The 15,254-nt window shown below is 63.9% G+C and carries 15 protein-coding genes and 2 pseudogenes; 5 read left to right on the top strand and 12 right to left on the bottom strand.

Going from position 1 to position 15,254, the window contains the following annotated elements; genetic code table 11:
- Positions 1-94: 94 nt before the first annotated feature.
- The 7 genes and pseudogenes from ACX9GQ_RS24220 to ACX9GQ_RS24190 all read right to left on the bottom strand — a co-directional run bounded on the left by ACX9GQ_RS24220 (position 95) and on the right by ACX9GQ_RS24190 (position 5,789).
- A complete protein-coding gene (locus ACX9GQ_RS24220; protein ID WP_459632182.1) occupies positions 95-319 on the bottom strand; it encodes a helix-turn-helix domain-containing protein in 225 nt (74 codons plus the stop codon).
- Between the two features lie 231 nt (positions 320-550).
- Positions 551-1,237: a hypothetical protein gene (locus tag ACX9GQ_RS24215; RefSeq protein ID WP_459632181.1), complete on the bottom strand. Its 687-nt coding sequence runs from the start codon at positions 1,235-1,237 to the stop codon at positions 551-553.
- A gap of 325 nt (positions 1,238-1,562) precedes the next feature.
- Positions 1,563-1,826, bottom strand: coding sequence for a carbohydrate porin (locus ACX9GQ_RS24210; RefSeq protein ID WP_459632195.1), 264 nt, complete (start codon positions 1,824-1,826; stop codon positions 1,563-1,565).
- Positions 1,775-2,203: a hypothetical protein gene (locus ACX9GQ_RS24205; RefSeq protein WP_459632180.1), complete on the bottom strand. Its 429-nt coding sequence runs from the start codon at positions 2,201-2,203 to the stop codon at positions 1,775-1,777. Before ACX9GQ_RS24205 ends, ACX9GQ_RS24210 begins: the two co-directional genes overlap by 52 nt.
- Entirely contained in the window at positions 2,203-2,961 is a 759-nt protein-coding gene (locus tag ACX9GQ_RS24200) for a CPBP family intramembrane glutamic endopeptidase (protein ID WP_459632179.1), read from the bottom strand. Before ACX9GQ_RS24200 ends, ACX9GQ_RS24205 begins: the two co-directional genes overlap by 1 nt.
- A complete protein-coding gene (locus ACX9GQ_RS24195; RefSeq protein WP_459632178.1) occupies positions 2,958-4,934 on the bottom strand; it encodes an alpha/beta hydrolase in 1,977 nt (658 codons plus the stop codon). Before ACX9GQ_RS24195 ends, ACX9GQ_RS24200 begins: the two co-directional genes overlap by 4 nt.
- Positions 4,935-5,154: 220 nt before the next feature.
- Positions 5,155-5,789: pseudogene (locus ACX9GQ_RS24190) on the bottom strand (transposase).
- A 164-nt stretch (positions 5,790-5,953) separates the two neighbouring features.
- Here ACX9GQ_RS24190 and ACX9GQ_RS24185 point away from each other — a divergent pair.
- A pseudogene (locus ACX9GQ_RS24185) lies at positions 5,954-6,331 on the top strand (helix-turn-helix domain-containing protein); the annotation flags it as partial.
- A 568-nt stretch (positions 6,332-6,899) separates the two neighbouring features.
- Here ACX9GQ_RS24185 and ACX9GQ_RS24180 read toward each other — a convergent pair.
- Positions 6,900-7,784 (bottom strand): hypothetical protein, encoded by an 885-nt coding sequence (locus tag ACX9GQ_RS24180; protein WP_459632177.1) that lies wholly within the window; start codon positions 7,782-7,784, stop codon positions 6,900-6,902.
- Between the two features lie 212 nt (positions 7,785-7,996).
- Between ACX9GQ_RS24180 and ACX9GQ_RS24175 the strand changes: the two genes are divergently transcribed.
- Positions 7,997-9,682, top strand: coding sequence for an arylsulfatase (locus tag ACX9GQ_RS24175; RefSeq protein ID WP_459632176.1), 1,686 nt, complete (start codon positions 7,997-7,999; stop codon positions 9,680-9,682).
- A gap of 59 nt (positions 9,683-9,741) precedes the next feature.
- Here the strand turns inward: ACX9GQ_RS24175 and ACX9GQ_RS24170 are convergent, their stop codons facing one another.
- The 4 genes from ACX9GQ_RS24170 to ACX9GQ_RS24155 all read right to left on the bottom strand — a co-directional run bounded on the left by ACX9GQ_RS24170 (position 9,742) and on the right by ACX9GQ_RS24155 (position 11,941).
- Positions 9,742-10,548, bottom strand: coding sequence for a transglutaminase-like domain-containing protein (locus ACX9GQ_RS24170; protein WP_459632194.1), 807 nt, complete (start codon positions 10,546-10,548; stop codon positions 9,742-9,744).
- 86 nt (positions 10,549-10,634) lie between these two features.
- The gene (locus ACX9GQ_RS24165; RefSeq protein WP_459632175.1) at positions 10,635-10,847 is read right to left on the bottom strand and encodes a hypothetical protein; all 213 of its coding nucleotides are present in this window, start codon (positions 10,845-10,847) and stop codon (positions 10,635-10,637) included.
- 558 nt (positions 10,848-11,405) lie between these two features.
- Positions 11,406-11,606: a hypothetical protein gene (locus ACX9GQ_RS24160; protein ID WP_459632174.1), complete on the bottom strand. Its 201-nt coding sequence runs from the start codon at positions 11,604-11,606 to the stop codon at positions 11,406-11,408.
- On the bottom strand, positions 11,603-11,941 hold the full coding sequence (locus ACX9GQ_RS24155) for a hypothetical protein (RefSeq protein ID WP_459632173.1): 339 nt from the start codon (positions 11,939-11,941) through the stop codon (positions 11,603-11,605). Before ACX9GQ_RS24155 ends, ACX9GQ_RS24160 begins: the two co-directional genes overlap by 4 nt.
- A 436-nt stretch (positions 11,942-12,377) precedes the next feature.
- Between ACX9GQ_RS24155 and ACX9GQ_RS24150 the strand changes: the two genes are divergently transcribed.
- From ACX9GQ_RS24150 to ACX9GQ_RS24140, 3 genes are all read left to right on the top strand, one after another.
- Positions 12,378-13,799 (top strand): DUF1254 domain-containing protein, encoded by a 1,422-nt coding sequence (locus ACX9GQ_RS24150; protein ID WP_459632172.1) that lies wholly within the window; start codon positions 12,378-12,380, stop codon positions 13,797-13,799.
- A gap of 242 nt (positions 13,800-14,041) precedes the next feature.
- A complete protein-coding gene (locus tag ACX9GQ_RS24145) occupies positions 14,042-14,656 on the top strand; it encodes an SOUL family heme-binding protein (protein ID WP_459632171.1) in 615 nt (204 codons plus the stop codon).
- A 75-nt stretch (positions 14,657-14,731) separates the two neighbouring features.
- Complete coding sequence (locus tag ACX9GQ_RS24140) at positions 14,732-15,022, top strand: hypothetical protein (RefSeq protein WP_459632170.1); 291 nt, start codon at positions 14,732-14,734, stop codon at positions 15,020-15,022.
- Positions 15,023-15,254 lie beyond the last annotated feature (232 nt).

Here is a 15,254-nt window from a genome sequence, read left to right as displayed (position 1 = left end):
ACACGGAAGCAATCCGGTTTTGTGCGCTATGTAATAACGAGCTGACACGAAGTGATTGCATCTGCTCATGATTGTCCGCTCCCGTCCGCTACTGTCACCGGGGCCGCGTCAGCGCCGCCAGATCCTCCGCGCGGACGCGGACGGACCGACCCACCGTCACGCTGGCCAGCGCCCCGGACTTGATCAGTCGCCGGACCGTGCGTGTGCTCACCCTGAGCACCTCCGCGACGTCGGTGACGGTCAGCAGCGTGGGCAGCGAGGACCTCGTGTTGCCAGGGGTGGCATTGGACTGGCGGGCGCCAGCACCGGGGTTACGCATCGTCGGTCTCCGTCTTCGGCTCGACCGCGACGGGCTTCGTCTCACGACCCCCGTCCCACAGTTCACGCGCCGCCGCCCGCGCCAGGAGGCGCGCGAGGCCGACGAGGGCCGTCTGGCCGGGAGTGCTCGGGGAGGGGACCGGCGTGTCCCGCTGGTGATGAGGCCGTCGCTTCATGACGGCCAAGGTGGGCCGTCAGGCGCCAGCCTTGGACGGCAAAACCCCGACGATAATCAGCGGGGGTTTTGCCGCGCTCGTGCCTGTTCGCCGCGCCGTCGGCGCATGGTCCTGCGGATGCAGTCCGCAAGGCCGTCGGTGTTCAGGTCCAGTTCGACGAGCACCTGATGGCACTGCTCGTAGAAGGGTCCCGTCTTGCCGCTTGGCGCCGGGGTCCCGTGCTGCGTCTCCCACGCGCCGGCCAGCGTGTCGACGACGTAGTTCCGCTCGACATCTTGCGGGCGGCCGCCCTTGTGCCGCTTCTCCATCCGCAGCGCCTGCTCCAGAGGCCCACGCAGCGTCTCGATCAGCTTGACGAGGAGAGTCGGTCCCGCCTGAACGGCGACCGACTGGCGGGTCACGTGCGTGAGGCGGTCGAACGTCATCGCGTCGCCTCGTCCGCGCCGGGCCACCGCATCCTCAATGGCGCGCTCGTCGACGCTCCAACCGATCGATCCCAGCAGCCGCTCCATCCCGTAGGGTGACAGCAGCAGTCCCAGCAGCGGCAGGAACCCGTCTGACAGGGCCGCCTTCGCAGACGAGGGGTTCTTCCGCAGCCATGCGGATAGTTCGCCGAGGTGCTTCAGGAGGAACTCCAACGCGGCGACGCGCTGGGCACGGTCGGGCTGGAGCGCTACCCGGCGACGGTAGGTGGCGATATTGGCTCGGAGCCTGTCGAGCAAAGCGGAATTCGGCTGGGGCATGGCTACATGATCAACGCCCACTGGTTCATATCGCTTGAAGATGCCCGCCGAGAAATGGGCGCGGGTTCAGGCTCCACGACGAGGAGCACCCACACAGCGCGATCGGTTGCAAGTCTCCGATCGCACTCCTAAATCGGTCAGCGGCACATGGCACACCCTGACCCAATACCCCCTTGGAAGAGCCCAGCCAGGGCTAGCCAAGGACGGGGAGCACTTCAGGCCCATAGCGCATCCCTCGCTGCCGCCGACGACAATGCACCATCAAAACCCGGCATCAAACATCTAGAACCTTGTGACGGAACGGAGCCCGAAAAGGACAGCGGTGTCATTTTTTATAGAATTGGATTGATAATCTGCAGGTTGGCGTCCATATGAGCCACCGTGTCGCTTCGTAGTTGTGAAATATTTCCACCCGTTGTTCGTCTCTGATCGTCAGAGGGGGCGAAAGGGCCTTCTGCAAATCCCGGCTCGGCGCATTGTAGTAAAGACCGATTCCCCAGTTGTCACGGCTCCGGCCCGGAATTAATCCAGTGCCGCCTATGCCCACGAGGGCCGACCAGTATAGCCGGTTGGGGTTGCCGTCCGAGATGCCGAATTGGCCAAAGAGCCCGAAGAGTTGATACTAGCGGCTGCCGGCGCGACGAAATTGGCGCAGTAGGAAAAGCAGCCGGTCTCGATGGTCAGGTCCGGCTTAAGATCGGCGACGATCGAGCCGATGTAGATGCCGGCCTTGGTGTCGCCGCCACCGGAATTGACTACCATCTTCATGACCTGCCCGCGCGGCAGGTGGCGCACCGCCTCGCTCAGGGCATCGAGGCCAGCCGCATTGATGCCGCCGATATAGGTCAGCGTATCGCCATCGATCCGCACGACGGGGTTGGGGTCGCTCGAGGGCCTGCCCGGAATGTCACCCGCCGATGCGGGGGCTGCGGCCAGCAAGGCCGCGGCGAAAATCAAAGCACGCATCACGCATAGTCCTTTCCGTAGTCGCGGCCAGCGTTGCGCAGGAAGAACAGGCCAAGCAGGAACAGCGGGATACTCAAGACGACGCTGCCGAACTCTCCCATGGCGTTGGCGCCGGCGGCCGTGGCCGTGGCGCCTGCCGCCACCAGAAAGGTCCCGCAATCCCACAAGCCGTGCAGCACGATGCCCGTCCACAGTGAGCCCGTCCGCAATCTGACCGCCGCCAGGAAGACGCCTGACAGGAACGCCGCGGTTGCCTGGACCACGGCACCCTCAAGGTCGCCAGTCAGGAGCACATTCAGCACGTGCATCGCCCCGAAGATCAGCGATGACCCGAGGATCGCCACCCAGATGCCGAAGCTGCGATGCAGGCCGCGCAGCCAGAGGCCGCGGAACATGACCTCCTCCGACCAGCCGACGAGCATCGTGTTGGCGAGGATGAACAGGGTGACGCTGGCGGGCGGCAATCCGGCATTGAGGGCGCTCGCCACAAACAGGGCCAGGAAGATGAGCCAGGGCCAGATCACCCGCAGGCTTCCGCGCTGCGGGCCCTGGGCAAGGCCCACCTCGCGCACCCAGCGCAACAGCACCACCACCACCAGCAGGAACAATCCGGCTTCGGCGATGGACGGCGAGATGCCGTGCTGCACGAGGTCGAGAAGGTCGATCGGGTCCGGACGAGTGCCCGCAACCTGGATGCCGGTGTTGATCGCCTGCCAGATCACATAGACGGCAAGGGCAGCGAGGGCCGTCAGTTTCATCGGGACCATGTCCCGTCCGGCAGGAGGAAGGCCGGCGTCAGCGCTGCGGCGCAGGACGAGTCCAGAGGCGCTTCCGGATTTTCGAGGAATGCGGAGCCGATGTCCTTGGCACATTGCGAGAAGGCGAGGGTGCCGTGGCCGGACTCCGGCAGGAACACCAGCCGCCCCTTCGGCAGCGAGGACACCATCAGTGCGCCCCAGCTCGGTGCGGTCTGCGTGTCGAACGCGCCCTGCAGGACCAGCGTGGGGATCGGTGCTGTGACGGGATCGTGGAAACCGGGCCGGGGCTGCGGCGTGAACTCCTTGCACAGGTCGAAGAAGGTGGCGTTGAGAGCGCTCTCGTAAACGTCGGTCAGGCTATTGGGCCAGCCATATTCGGCCTGAAGCCGGGCGCTGACCTTGGCGGCGCTTTCGGGCGAGTTGATGTCCATGTCCTCCTGGCAGGCGAACATGTTGGTCTGGAAGCCTTCGAGCAGCACCCGGTCCAGCGCGCTGTTGTCGGCGCCGATGCGAGCGAAGACCTGCGCCACCTGATCGTCGTTCAGCATGCGCGCCAGCGTCTCGAGCCGCGACAGCGTGCCGCCCGTGAACTGGCGTGACAGCATCGCGGCCAGTGCCGCGCGCGAGGGTCCGCCAGCGCGCAGGCGCAGGTAGTCGGTGGAAAAGGCCACGCGGCCCGCCTGGTCGGGCAGTGCCCGTGCGGCCGCCAGCAGTGCGCCGTCGAACTCATCCACCAGCCTCGTGCCGCGCGTGGCGGCGGCTCGGTCTGCTTCGAGCCGCGTCAGCGCCGTCTCAATCAGCGAGTCGTTCAACGTCCCCACCTGCGCTAGCCGCAGCGCCGTCTGGGCGAAGGCCATGGTGTCGGCATCGAGCCCCTTCAGCCCGGCCAGCGCGCTTTCGGGGGTGGGGCGCGGCGGCACACGGTCACTGGCAATGGCCAGGAAGGTGGTGGGATCACCGGCCTCGAGTTCGGCCACCAGCTTCGGAATATAGCCGGTCAGCCCCTGAAGCTGGGCCTTCCAGTTGTTGCGGCCGTCGACGATCGTGAAGAGCGCGTCCGGGTTGATGTCGCCCTTCGGGGTCTTGATCGGCTGCTTTTCGAGTCTTGCGAACAGCGACCAGAAGCGGGGCTGGAGGTTCGGATAGGCTTCATTGCATTTCGCATCGGCCTTGCACGTGTCGAAGATCGACTGGATCGCCTCGGCATGCGGCAGGGCCAGCGTGTCATAGATCCGCGCCTGCACGGGAGCGACCGAGTCCAGCACCACGGAGCGCAGCCCATCCGGTGCGGAGCGCATCACCTCCTGGCCCAGCTTGGTACCATAGGAGATGCCGTAGATGTTGTAGATGGGATAACCCAGCGTACGCATGACCGCGCTGACGTCCTGCGCGTTCTGCCAGGTGTTGATCTTGGTGATGTCCGCACCCGAAGCCTTGATCTCGTCGAGGCAGGCGCGGGTCATCTTGCGTGTCAGCGCCACGCGGTCGCCCATGCCGCGCGTAGCCTTCACCATTGCCTCGGGGTCGGAGGCGAGCGTGTTGAAGCAGCGCGATTGCGCGGCGGCCGAGGCATCCACGCCGCGCTGGTCGAAGGCCACGACGTCTCGCCGCGCCCGCAGATGCTCGAAGAATGTCGTGGTCAGCGATGTGCGGGCAATGATCCCCACGCCCGGGCCGCCGTGCAGGTGCACCACAGCATCGGGGGCAGGGGACAGCGAGCGCGACTTGAAGATCATGAAGGCTAGGTCGATCCGCCGGCCCTGCGGATTCGTGTGGTCCTCCGGAACACTGACCTTGCCGCAGGCCACCGTGCGCCCCTCGATCTCGAAGGGAGCCAGCGGGCGGGGGCACGGGACGGCAACCACCGGAAACCGCGGATCGGAACCTCCCTTGCCGATGACAGGGAACAAGCCGTCGGCGGGTTGCTGCGCGGTCAGCGCCAGCACGAAGGTAACGATCTTGTCTGGTGTCATGGGCGCCTTTTCCTGCGTTTCTGGCTGCGCCTAATTTTCTTGGCTTGTCGCGCCTCGTCGAATTACGAAATCCGATCGCAGATGAGAACCTTTTTCGCGTTCCGGCTAGCGTGAACACAGGTGCTAGACTATGCGCAAACATCTCGGAACGCATTCAATGACCCCTGATCAGATCATTGCCAGCGTGATGGCACTGATTTCCGGAACGGCTGATCCATCTTCATTTGCCACTATCCGCGCAGGCGGTACCGACGCGCGCTATCCGGGGTTGTGAACCCAGTGGTGGTGTAGGAGCGCCGGTGCTCGGCAGGGTCCAAGGGTGATCAGGCGGCCACGGCGGACAGCCTAGCAATGGGATCATCAGTGCGGCGAGGGACTCCAGGCTCATGTAGCGGCGGCTGACGGCCCATTCGTCGCACTGCTTCAGCATCAGTGCTCCGACCAGGCGAACGACGGACCGGTCGTTCGGGAAGATGCCGATGACGTCGGTCCTGCGCTTGATCTCGTCGTTAAAGCGCTGGAGCGGGCTCGTTGAGGCAATCTGGCGTGAGTGTTCCCGTGAGAAGGTCATGTAGGCCAGCACGTCGTCGCGTGCGCCGTCCATCAGTTCGCCGAGTTTGGGAAACACTCCTGCAGGGCATCGGGCAACTGCCGCCATTGCGCGTGAGCAGCCTCGGCGGTGTTCTGGGCGAAGTTCGTCCTCAGCATGGCCACGGCCGCAGGGCGTTGCTTGGGCATCACATGGGCCGGGCATTCCTGAGCCAGTGCACGCGGCACCTCCGGTGGGTGGCGCTGAACAACTTCGCCGCGGCCGAGCGCAGTCCCGTGTGGTCGGTCAGCCACGACGAGCTTCATGCCGCGCAGGCCACGGCCTGCAAGGGAACGCAGGAACGCCTTCCGGCTTCCGACGCGCTGGTGGTCACGCCGAGCACCTCGCCGTGTCGCAGCCATGGCAAGTACAACACGACCGTCTACGACCTGGACGTCGCGAGCGAGCGTGACGCCATGCGCTTCAGCATGGCTCGGAATTGCTCGTCCTCACCAACCTGTCTCTCGGCGAGATTGCTACTGCGTTGGGCTATTCGACGCATAGCGCCTTCGTCCGGCCCTTCCGCCGCTGGTTCGGAGTTACCCCGAGCAAATGGCCGGAAACGCCCCCTTTAGGCTTCAACGCCCAATGGTTCATGTCGTTTGTAGATATCCGCCGATATTGGGGTGAGGGCGCAGGCACTACGACGAGAAGCGCCCACTTAGCGCGATCCGCAACAAGCCCCCGACCGCGCTCCTGCATCGGTCAGCGGCTCATGGCCCGCCCTGACCGAATTCCTCCCGGCAGAGCCCAGCTGGGCGCTTCAAGGATGGGAATAATCTCAGAAGCCAAAATCTCTATCATCTGAAACTCCGATGTTCAGGTTCGATTCAAAATGGAGGCGCAAGACATTTCTCTCCATGAAGCGGGAACGTTCAATCGTTAACTTCATTGACGGAAGAAGGGCGAAATTTATGTCTGCCTATCAGTTTATCCCCGTTTCAGAAATCGCTCCGGGTGATCTTGTCCGAATATATGATCCTAAATTGCGAAGCGATATGACTGTCGTGGTTGTGGCATGCGATTCAGGGCTGAATGTATTTGTATCCATTCCTGGCAAGGAAGGAAAATTATCTTCAGAGTTGTGTGTCAATATAGATAAAATCAAGTCAGTCATGCGCCCTGTTCCATTTTAATAAACACCGTTATTCAAAGCGCGTTGAACGAGAAGTAATTTTTTTAATATTATGATAATAGGTTATTTTATGTGCGTTTTTATTCGGAATATGAGAGGTTGCGCTTCAAAATGAAAGCTTCCGGTAGCGCCCATAGTCACAAGCCCCCCCGCCGACGGAGCTAGCTGTTCTCGAACATCCTTCGCGTCCCTCGTCTTGCAATTCGACGGATAATGTCGAGCCGATAGGCCCGCCAATCAGTTAGAACCTGATGCTGAGGCCGAGCACGGGACCGTGCTGCACCATGTCGAACGCATAACGATTGCGTCCCTCGCCCTGCGTGTAATCGACGTAGAGCGCTTTGTAGCCGATCACACCGGAGTAGGTGATCCCGTTCTTCGTGGTGAAGTCGTAGGCGTAGGCGGCGAGGGCGTTCCAGGTGAAGTTGCTGCCGCCGCCGCCGAGATCGCCACGCACCTCGATGTGCTGGTTGGGCGCGATGGAGACGCGCGCCCGCGCGCCGGCGAAGGCGTCGACCCAGTCGACCGAGCCCGACCGGGCGATGGCGCGGCTGCCCGCGACGACGAGGTTGCCGAGATCCGCGGTCCCGTTCACGTCGATGGTGGCGTCGATCTTCTGATACCAGTAGCGGGCGCCTGCCAGCAGGTCGAAGGCGACCGGGCCGATCTGCCCCACCTCGTACGCGCCCCCGGCCTCGACTATGGCCATCTTGAAGTTCATGTCGAGGCCGGCGCCGAGCGTGCCTGCGACGCCGGGAACGACGCTGCGCGTCTTGAAGCCGGACTTGTCCAGCGTGATGCTCTCGGCGATCACGTCGGCGAGGAGGGCGAACTTCCCGTAGCGGGCCTCCATGTCCATCATCAGCGCGACGAGCGAGCCGCCGTCGCCGATCGTGCTGCTGACGATGTCCGGGAACGTGGCGTTCACGTCCATCGTGCGCCCCTTGATCGTCTGGCTCCCGTTGAGCGCGGTGAACCAGACGTAGGGGGTCGCGCGGAAGGTCCATCCGGTCTCGGCGACCGGCGCCGGAGCCGTCGCCGCCTTAGGGGGCGCAGGAAGGTCGGCGGCCCAGGATGGCGCCGTCAAAGCCAGCAAGCCGGCAAATGCAACTGCCGTTCTGCTCATGCGCCGCATCCCCATGCCTCCCTCAACCCTTCGCGGGAACCTCTGACCCGCTTCGAATCTACAACGTGACGCGCGCTCTGTTCGTGCCCATCACGCAACAGACTGCACAAAACTGCGACGGTAGGCATACGTACCGTCACTCATTTACAGCCCTGGGCGCGTCAGGAACCGTGGGGGCGACTCAGCCATCGTGTGCATCAGGGAGGCGAGACTTGTCGGGGGGCCTGAAAAAGCTCGGGGCGGTCCGGACGGCATGGCGGCTCGCGAGCTGCCTTCTCGGGGCGGCCGCTCTCGCCACCTTGGGTCACGCGCCCCACGCGGCGGCGCAGCCGAAGCGGCCCAACATCGTGCTGATCGTTGCGGACGACGCGGGCTACGCGGATTTCGGCTCCTTCGGCGGCGAGATCGCCACGCCCAGCATCGACGCGCTGGCGGCGGTTGGGGTCCGCTTCTCGAACTTCTACGTCGGCCCCACCTGTTCGCCGACGCGCTCGATGCTGCTGACCGGGGTCGACAACCATCTCGCCGGACTGGGCAACATGGCGGAGTTCATGGCCCCCAACCAGAAGGGGCGGCCCGGCTACGAAGGCCATTTGAACCAGCGGGTGGCGCCGGTCGCCGCCCTGCTGAGGCAGTCCGGCTACCACACCTACATGGCCGGCAAGTGGCACATGGGCGAGGAGCCCGACCAGTTCCCGGCGGCACGAGGGTTCGAGCGCGACCTCACGCTGATCCCCGGCGGCGGCAGCCACTTCGACGACATGTGGGGCGCCAGGGGCGAGAAGCAGCTCTACACGCGCAACGGAAAGGTCCTGACCGAGCTGCGGCCGGGCTTCCACTCCAGCGTCGACTACACGGACGCCATCATCGGCAACATCGAGGAGCAGCGCGCGGACGGGAAGCCGTTCTTCGCTTACCTCGCCTTCCAGGCGCCGCACGACCCCTTCCAGCTGCCGCTCGACTGGCTGGACAAGTACCGGGGCCGGTACGACCAGGGCTACGACGCCACGAGGGCCGCCCGCATCGAGCGGATGAAGCGGCTGGCGCTGCTGCCGCAGGACGCGACCGTCTTCCCGCGGCTGCCGTCCATCCCGGCTTGGACGGCCCTCACGCCAGAGGAAAGGAAGCAGTCGGCGCGTCGCATGGAACTCTACGCGGCGATGCTGGAGCACCTCGACTGGAACGTGGGCCGGCTCGTGCGCTACCTGCAGGAGCGCAACCTCTACGAGGACACGCTCTTCATCGTGCTGTCCGACAACGGCCCCGAGGGCACGTCCGCGGCCGAGCGCATCGGCGCGCCGTGGGACAACAGCCGCTTCGAGGACTGGGGCAAGAAGGGCACCTTCATCCAGTACGGCCCCGCTTGGGCGCAGGTCAGCGCGGGTCCCTTCCGGATGTTCAAGGGCTACGAGTCGGAGGGCGGCATCCGGGCCCCGATGATCGTCGCCGGCCCGGGCGTCTCGGCCGGGGGCCGCATCTCGGGCGCGCTGTCCCACGTCACGGACGTGCCGGCGACCATCCTCCGAGCGGCAAACGTCGCGCATCCCGCGACGGTCGAGGGGCGTCCGGTGCTGCCCCTGCAGGGTCGCTCCCTGCAGCCGGTGCTCGACGGAAGCCGCCGCGCCGTCCGGGGACGGGGCGAATGGATTGCCGGCGAGCTCTTCGGCAACCGGTTCGTCCGCCGGGGCGACTGGAAGCTGCTGTGGATGTGCCGGCCCGCGGGGACCGGAGAGTGGCAGCTCTTCGACCTAGCCAGGGATCCGGGCGAAACGCGCGACCTCGCCGCCAGCGCACCGGCCGTGAGAAACGACCTCCTGAAGGCGTGGAAGGACTACGCGCAGGCCAACGGCGTCATCATCCCGTCGGTCTCGCCGGTTTGTCCCTCAGGAAGGAATTGAGCCTAAACAGCAAGGTCGGCGCTGCGTCTCGTCTAGGCCCCGACACGCGACAGACCAAGTCAGGCACTCTGGGTCGTCCAGACTTCGAAGTGCCTCAACACGACCTCGCCGAAGCTGTTGGTCAGCGGGACGTCGGCCGCATCGCGACCTCTCGCCATCAGGATCCGGCCCACCCTCGGCATGTTGTGGCGTGCATCGAAGATGTACCAGCGACCGTCGAGATAGGCCTCGAACCAGGCGCTGAAATCCATCGGTTCGGGATCGGCAGGCACGCCGATGTCGCCAAGGTAGCCGGTGCAATAGCGGGCCGGAATGTTCATGCAGCGACAGAAGGAGACGGCGAGATGGGCGAAGTCGCGACAGACGCCCGTCCTTTCCAGATAGACATCGTAGGCCGACTTCGTCGATCGCGCGGCCATGTAATCGAACTGGATGTGCCCATGGACGAAGTCGCAGATCGCCTGGACCCGGGACCAGCCCGGCCTCGTTGCTCCGAAGAGCGACCACGCGATCTGCGAGAGTTTGTCTGTTTCGCAGTAGCGACTGCCGAGCAGAAACACCAGCAACTCGCTGGGGAGCCTATCAACGTCGACCTGCCGCGCTTCGGGCATGGTCAGGTCCTGTAGCGGCGACGAGACGATCTCCGAGTTTGTCGTGAGCGTGATGATGCCGGGCGGTGCCGTGATGCGGCTGCACAGATTGCCGAAGCCATCGATGTATGTCTGCACCGGTACCGTTGGCGATGTCGTCATGGTGTCGGGAAAAGCAAGGTCGTTCTCGTGAGACGGATGAATGCGCAGCATCAGCAGCATCGGTGTTCGCTGCGAGCATTCGTAAGAGATCTTGTATCCGATCCGGATCTTCATCGTCATGGCATCGTCTGGCCAGTGGGTCTCAAGAGAGAGAACGTGGAGCGTTGGACCCGACCTGGGCAGGGCATACTCTCCTGAGGCTATTTCCCATCATCGAACTCAAAACGCAGGCGCTCCCGCATGTGCGTGTGTTCAATCAGGCGCAGCGGCGACACGCGATTGCGCATGGGCCCCGGCGCGATGCGCAGCATGCGCCTCTCGTAGCGCATGTCGATTTCCGCCAAACGCGACAGCGCGCTCCGCGCTCTTGATGCGGCGTCTTTTCTGAAAAGCGAAAGCAAATAAATGATCATCTTGACCTCCTATGGCTCAATTTCATTAGGCGAAGATGGTGTTCGAATTAAGTTCGGCACGATATCATTCGACGTCGAAATATTTCTGTCCTGATGATAAAATAAATCAGGTATGGACACTCGACCGGTCCAGTAGGAGACAAGCCGTTCTCAGAGCTTTCCCCACTCGCAGCGGCAGGTACGGCTTGTCCCAAGGGCTGCCCTGACGAAGGGTGGGAGCTCGTCACCGCCGCGCGCCCACATCTCCCGCATCATGGCGGGTTGCAGATGTCAGTGGCCATGAAGGGAGGCGAGACGGCTACCGTCGGCGGGTCTTCCGGGATGGTCCAGCGCGGACGTTGCATCGCCGGCCGTCGACCCCTTCGGGGACACCAGGACCATGGGCAACGTGACTAAGGCGGGCCTCAGGCAACACAAGCCTGAGCGGCGGCCGCTACCTGAGGCGAAAGCCGGCGCATCGTCCGTGGCGGCGTTGGCGATCCGAAGAGACCGGGACGGCATCGCCGGACAACAGACTGACGCTTTCGGATGCCGGATGTCCGGGCTTGAACGGCCCGGTCAACGACCCGCACTTGAGGACGGGGGAAATCGATCGCCCGGCCCGTCATGCGACATCCGGAGAAGCCTGAGGTTCTCGGTCCTCGCGCGTGCTTCTTCGGACGCACTCTCCATGGCGATCAGAGTAGTGACCTTTTGGGCAGGGCTCTTGAAGTGGCCGTTGGCCAGGGCCTTGAGGTCGGTCATGCGGCGGTGGGTCATGTTGGCTCCTCAAGCAAGGTCGGTTGGATGGATCCAGATTCGTGCCGTCGGCTGGTCTTCCTCGGTTCAGCCGGCGCCGTCGACGTGAGATCGTTCAAGATGAAGTTGGACATCCGTTCGTGGCTCACCGTGTAGGCGGTCTCGTCCTGCTTGCGCTCACGAACATGCCGTTCCCTCAATCGTTTTTCCGGCCCACCGTCGTCACCATTGGACCGTCCGCGCAAAGCGACCGTCAGTCGCTCATACTTGAGATCGATTGCCGAGAGTCGATTGAGTTGCGCGTTGGCGAGCTTCAGCCACGCGTTGGGAATTGTGAGTTTTCCAAAAATATTCATCCGTTCTTATGAACGTTAAATGTGTTGCGATGATGTTCATGTGGAGATGAAGCGAGTTTTGGACTGTTTTTTCCACAGGAGGGCCAGACCTCGGATCTGTTCCCCATTTCCGGACCGCCTGGCCGGGTTCTTTCCAAGGGCGGCGGCCGAGGGACTCGTGCTGGCGCCGGCTTCGATGCCCCAGCTTTCGGCCCGCGTCCTCTCGCCGCATGACCCGGCGGGCGTTCAGACACTTAGCCTGGAAACAGCAGTTCGGGTTTTCGATGAACGCTTGACCGTTGGATGCCCCGGCAGGGAGAGCCCTCGTGATTTGCCGCGGCCAAGTTGGTATGGATGGCCTCTATAGGCGAACGTCGGCTTGGAAGGCGCCGTAATCTGCAGCCAAGACGCACTAGGCGGTCGTCCAGAAAGCACCTTCAACACAGGGGAAATTCGAATGACCCTTTCTCGCCGCGAGACCCTCGGTCACCTCACCTGGCTGTCGGCGACGGCACTTTCGGCAGGCGCCGCACGAGCCTTCGACGATCCTTTCGCTGCCGTTGTCGAGGCGGGAGAAGACTTCGCCATCGCTTCCGACGCCTACGTCTACGGCTATCCGCTCGTCACCATGGAGATGACCAGGCGCATCGTCTCCAACGTGGACAAGGCGGAAGGGACACGCGCGCCCATGGGCACGCTGATCAAGCTGCGCCAGTATCCCGACGCAACCTTCCGCGACGTCACCGCGCCGAACGCGGACACTCTCTACACCACGGCGTTCTTCGACGTTTCGGACGAGCCCTGGGTCCTCCAGCAGCCGGACATGAAGGGCCGCTACTTCCTTCTGCCGTTCCTGAGCGGCTGGACCGACGTCTTCCAGGTGCCCGGGAAGCGCACGACGGGCACGGGCCCGAAGACGTTCCTCGTCACCGGCCCCGGCTGGAAGGGCAAGGTGCCGGATGGCATGGTGCAACTGGCCTCACCCACCGGTCTCGTCTGGCTGCTCGGCCGCATCTACTGCACCGGGACGAAGGAGGATTACGCGGAGGTCCACGCTCTCCAGGACCAGTTCAAGCTGCAGCCACTGTCGACATGGGGCGGGAGCTACACGCCGCCGGTCAAGGTCGACCCCTCCGTCGACATGAAGACCGCCGTCCGCGATCAGGTGAACCGGATGACCGCAGCCGAGTACTTCACGCTGCTCGCGGAACTCATGAAGAAGAACCCGCCGGCTGCGGCCGACGCGCCTGCGCTGACGCGGTTCGCGAAGATCGGCCTCGTGCCCGGGAAGAGCTTCGATCCGCAGTTCGTCGATCGGCGGTGGGACAAGCGCTTACCCGAACTGTCCTTTGCCCGCATCATGCTCCACTTCAAATCGGGTGATCTGACAAAGGCAAACGGCTGGGCCTACACCACCAAAGCCGGCACCTATGGCACCAACTACCTGCAGCGCGCGTTGATCACGGCGATCGGTCTAGGGGCCAATCGCCCACAGGACGCCGTCTACCCCACGTCCCTGAAGCCCTCGATCCTCGAGAGCTACGACGGCAAGAACAAGTACGTCATGCGCTTCAGGAAGGGCCAGTTGCCACCGGTCCGCGGCTTCTGGTCGCTGACCATGTACGACGAGAATTTCTTCTTCATCGCCAACCCGATCAACCGCTACTCGATGAGCCTGCGGACCAATCCGAAGATCGACCCGGACGGCTCGCTGACGATCTACATCCAGAACGAGGACCCTGGCCCAGACAAGCAGGCCAACTGGCTGCCCGCGCCGAAGGGCAAGTTCCACCTGATGCTCCGCCTCTACTGGCCGAACGAGAAGGACCCTTCGATCATCGACGGTTCGTGGAAGCCTCCGGCGGTCGTCAAGGCCTGAACACGGACGACGGCGACAGGACAGGCATCCGCTGATGCCCGTCCCTTTCCGGCTCCCGATCGTCCTGGTGTGACCAAGTCGACATGGCCGTTCTGCTGAATTCGTATCCTGCCAAGCTCGAGGTAGGGGGACGGATCGCTCCGGGGCGGAGGGGCAAGCGCTTCACCGGGCCGCCCTCGGAACCCGCGGAACGATCCGCGGGTTGCCAGCGTCTCCGAGACGAGGATGATGGACGTCACCCGATGAGGATCGCTCGCGCCGTCGGCGCCGCCATCGCGCTGCTGGGATCGGTGATGGGTGTCAAGGCCGAGACAGAACAGGCCCGGTACCGCGTGGTCCGCGAGCCCGGCATGTTCGAGCTGCGGGCCTACGAACCCACGGTCGTGGCAGAAGTGAGCGCGGCCGGCGATCGGAACGAGGCCGTCAATGTCGGCTTCCGCCTCCTTGCCGCCTACATCTTCGGCGCCAACCTGCCGGGAACGTCGATCGCCATGACGGCGCCCGTGACGCAGGAGGCGGGCCAACGCATCGCGATGACCGCACCCGTCACGCAGGAAGGTGGCAAGGGCACCTGGACGATCCGCTTCATCATGCCGGCGGGCTCACGGCTCGCGACGCTGCCCAAGCCGAAGGACGCGCGCATCCGGCTGGCAGAGGTGCCCGGCCGCCGGATCGCTGCAGTGCGTTTCTCTGGCTTCGCCACGGACGCCTCGCTTGCCGACCACGAGCGGCAGCTGCGCGCCTGGACGGCGGCACGCAAGCTCGCGCCGTCCGGCCCTGCCGTCTTCGCCTATTACGACCCACCATGGACGTTGCCCTTCCTGCGCCGAAACGAGGTCCTCATCCCGGTGCGGTGAACCGCCGTCAGGCCGGGCCGCCTCCCGGTACCAGCGTTCCGCCGTGCAACCGAGGCCTGGCACCGGGCCCAGCCCATGAAGGCGCTGCCGCCGGTTGTCCTCGGTCTGATCCTCTTCGCCACCGCCGCGTGCCAGACGCCTGTGCAGGACAAGGAGAACAAGCTGCCTGCCGCTGGCTTCCAGGTGCGGCCTGCCGACACTCCGCTAAAGATCGCCGCCATGCGGACGCTGCCGCCGCACCGGTTCGTCCAGCAGACGAGCAATGGCCAGCCCATTTGGATCTACGCCGACCCGACAATCTGCAATACTGGCAGTCCTACCGCCAGATGCCATTCCAAAAAAACATGGCCAACGAGCAGCAAATGATGGCGATGATGAACCAGGTCCTTCGCATTTGACTAGGGCATGCGGGGCTCAAATAAATCGATCTTCTAACGAATACATTATCAATAGCCTTATGGAGGCTGGACCCCGGCGCCTTCAGGAGTGTTTTGCCGGACGACGGTTCGGTAAAGGTGGTTTCGCGTCCCCGCAACCACCGACAATTGACTCCCCGGCTCCAGCAATGGACCGGGGAGTTTGCTTTTGTCCGACGCTC

It is taken from the genome of Alsobacter sp. R-9 (assembly GCF_054612375.1).
The sequence above is the reverse complement of the archived record's forward strand: the minus strand, read 5'-3'. Positions and strand labels throughout refer to the sequence as shown.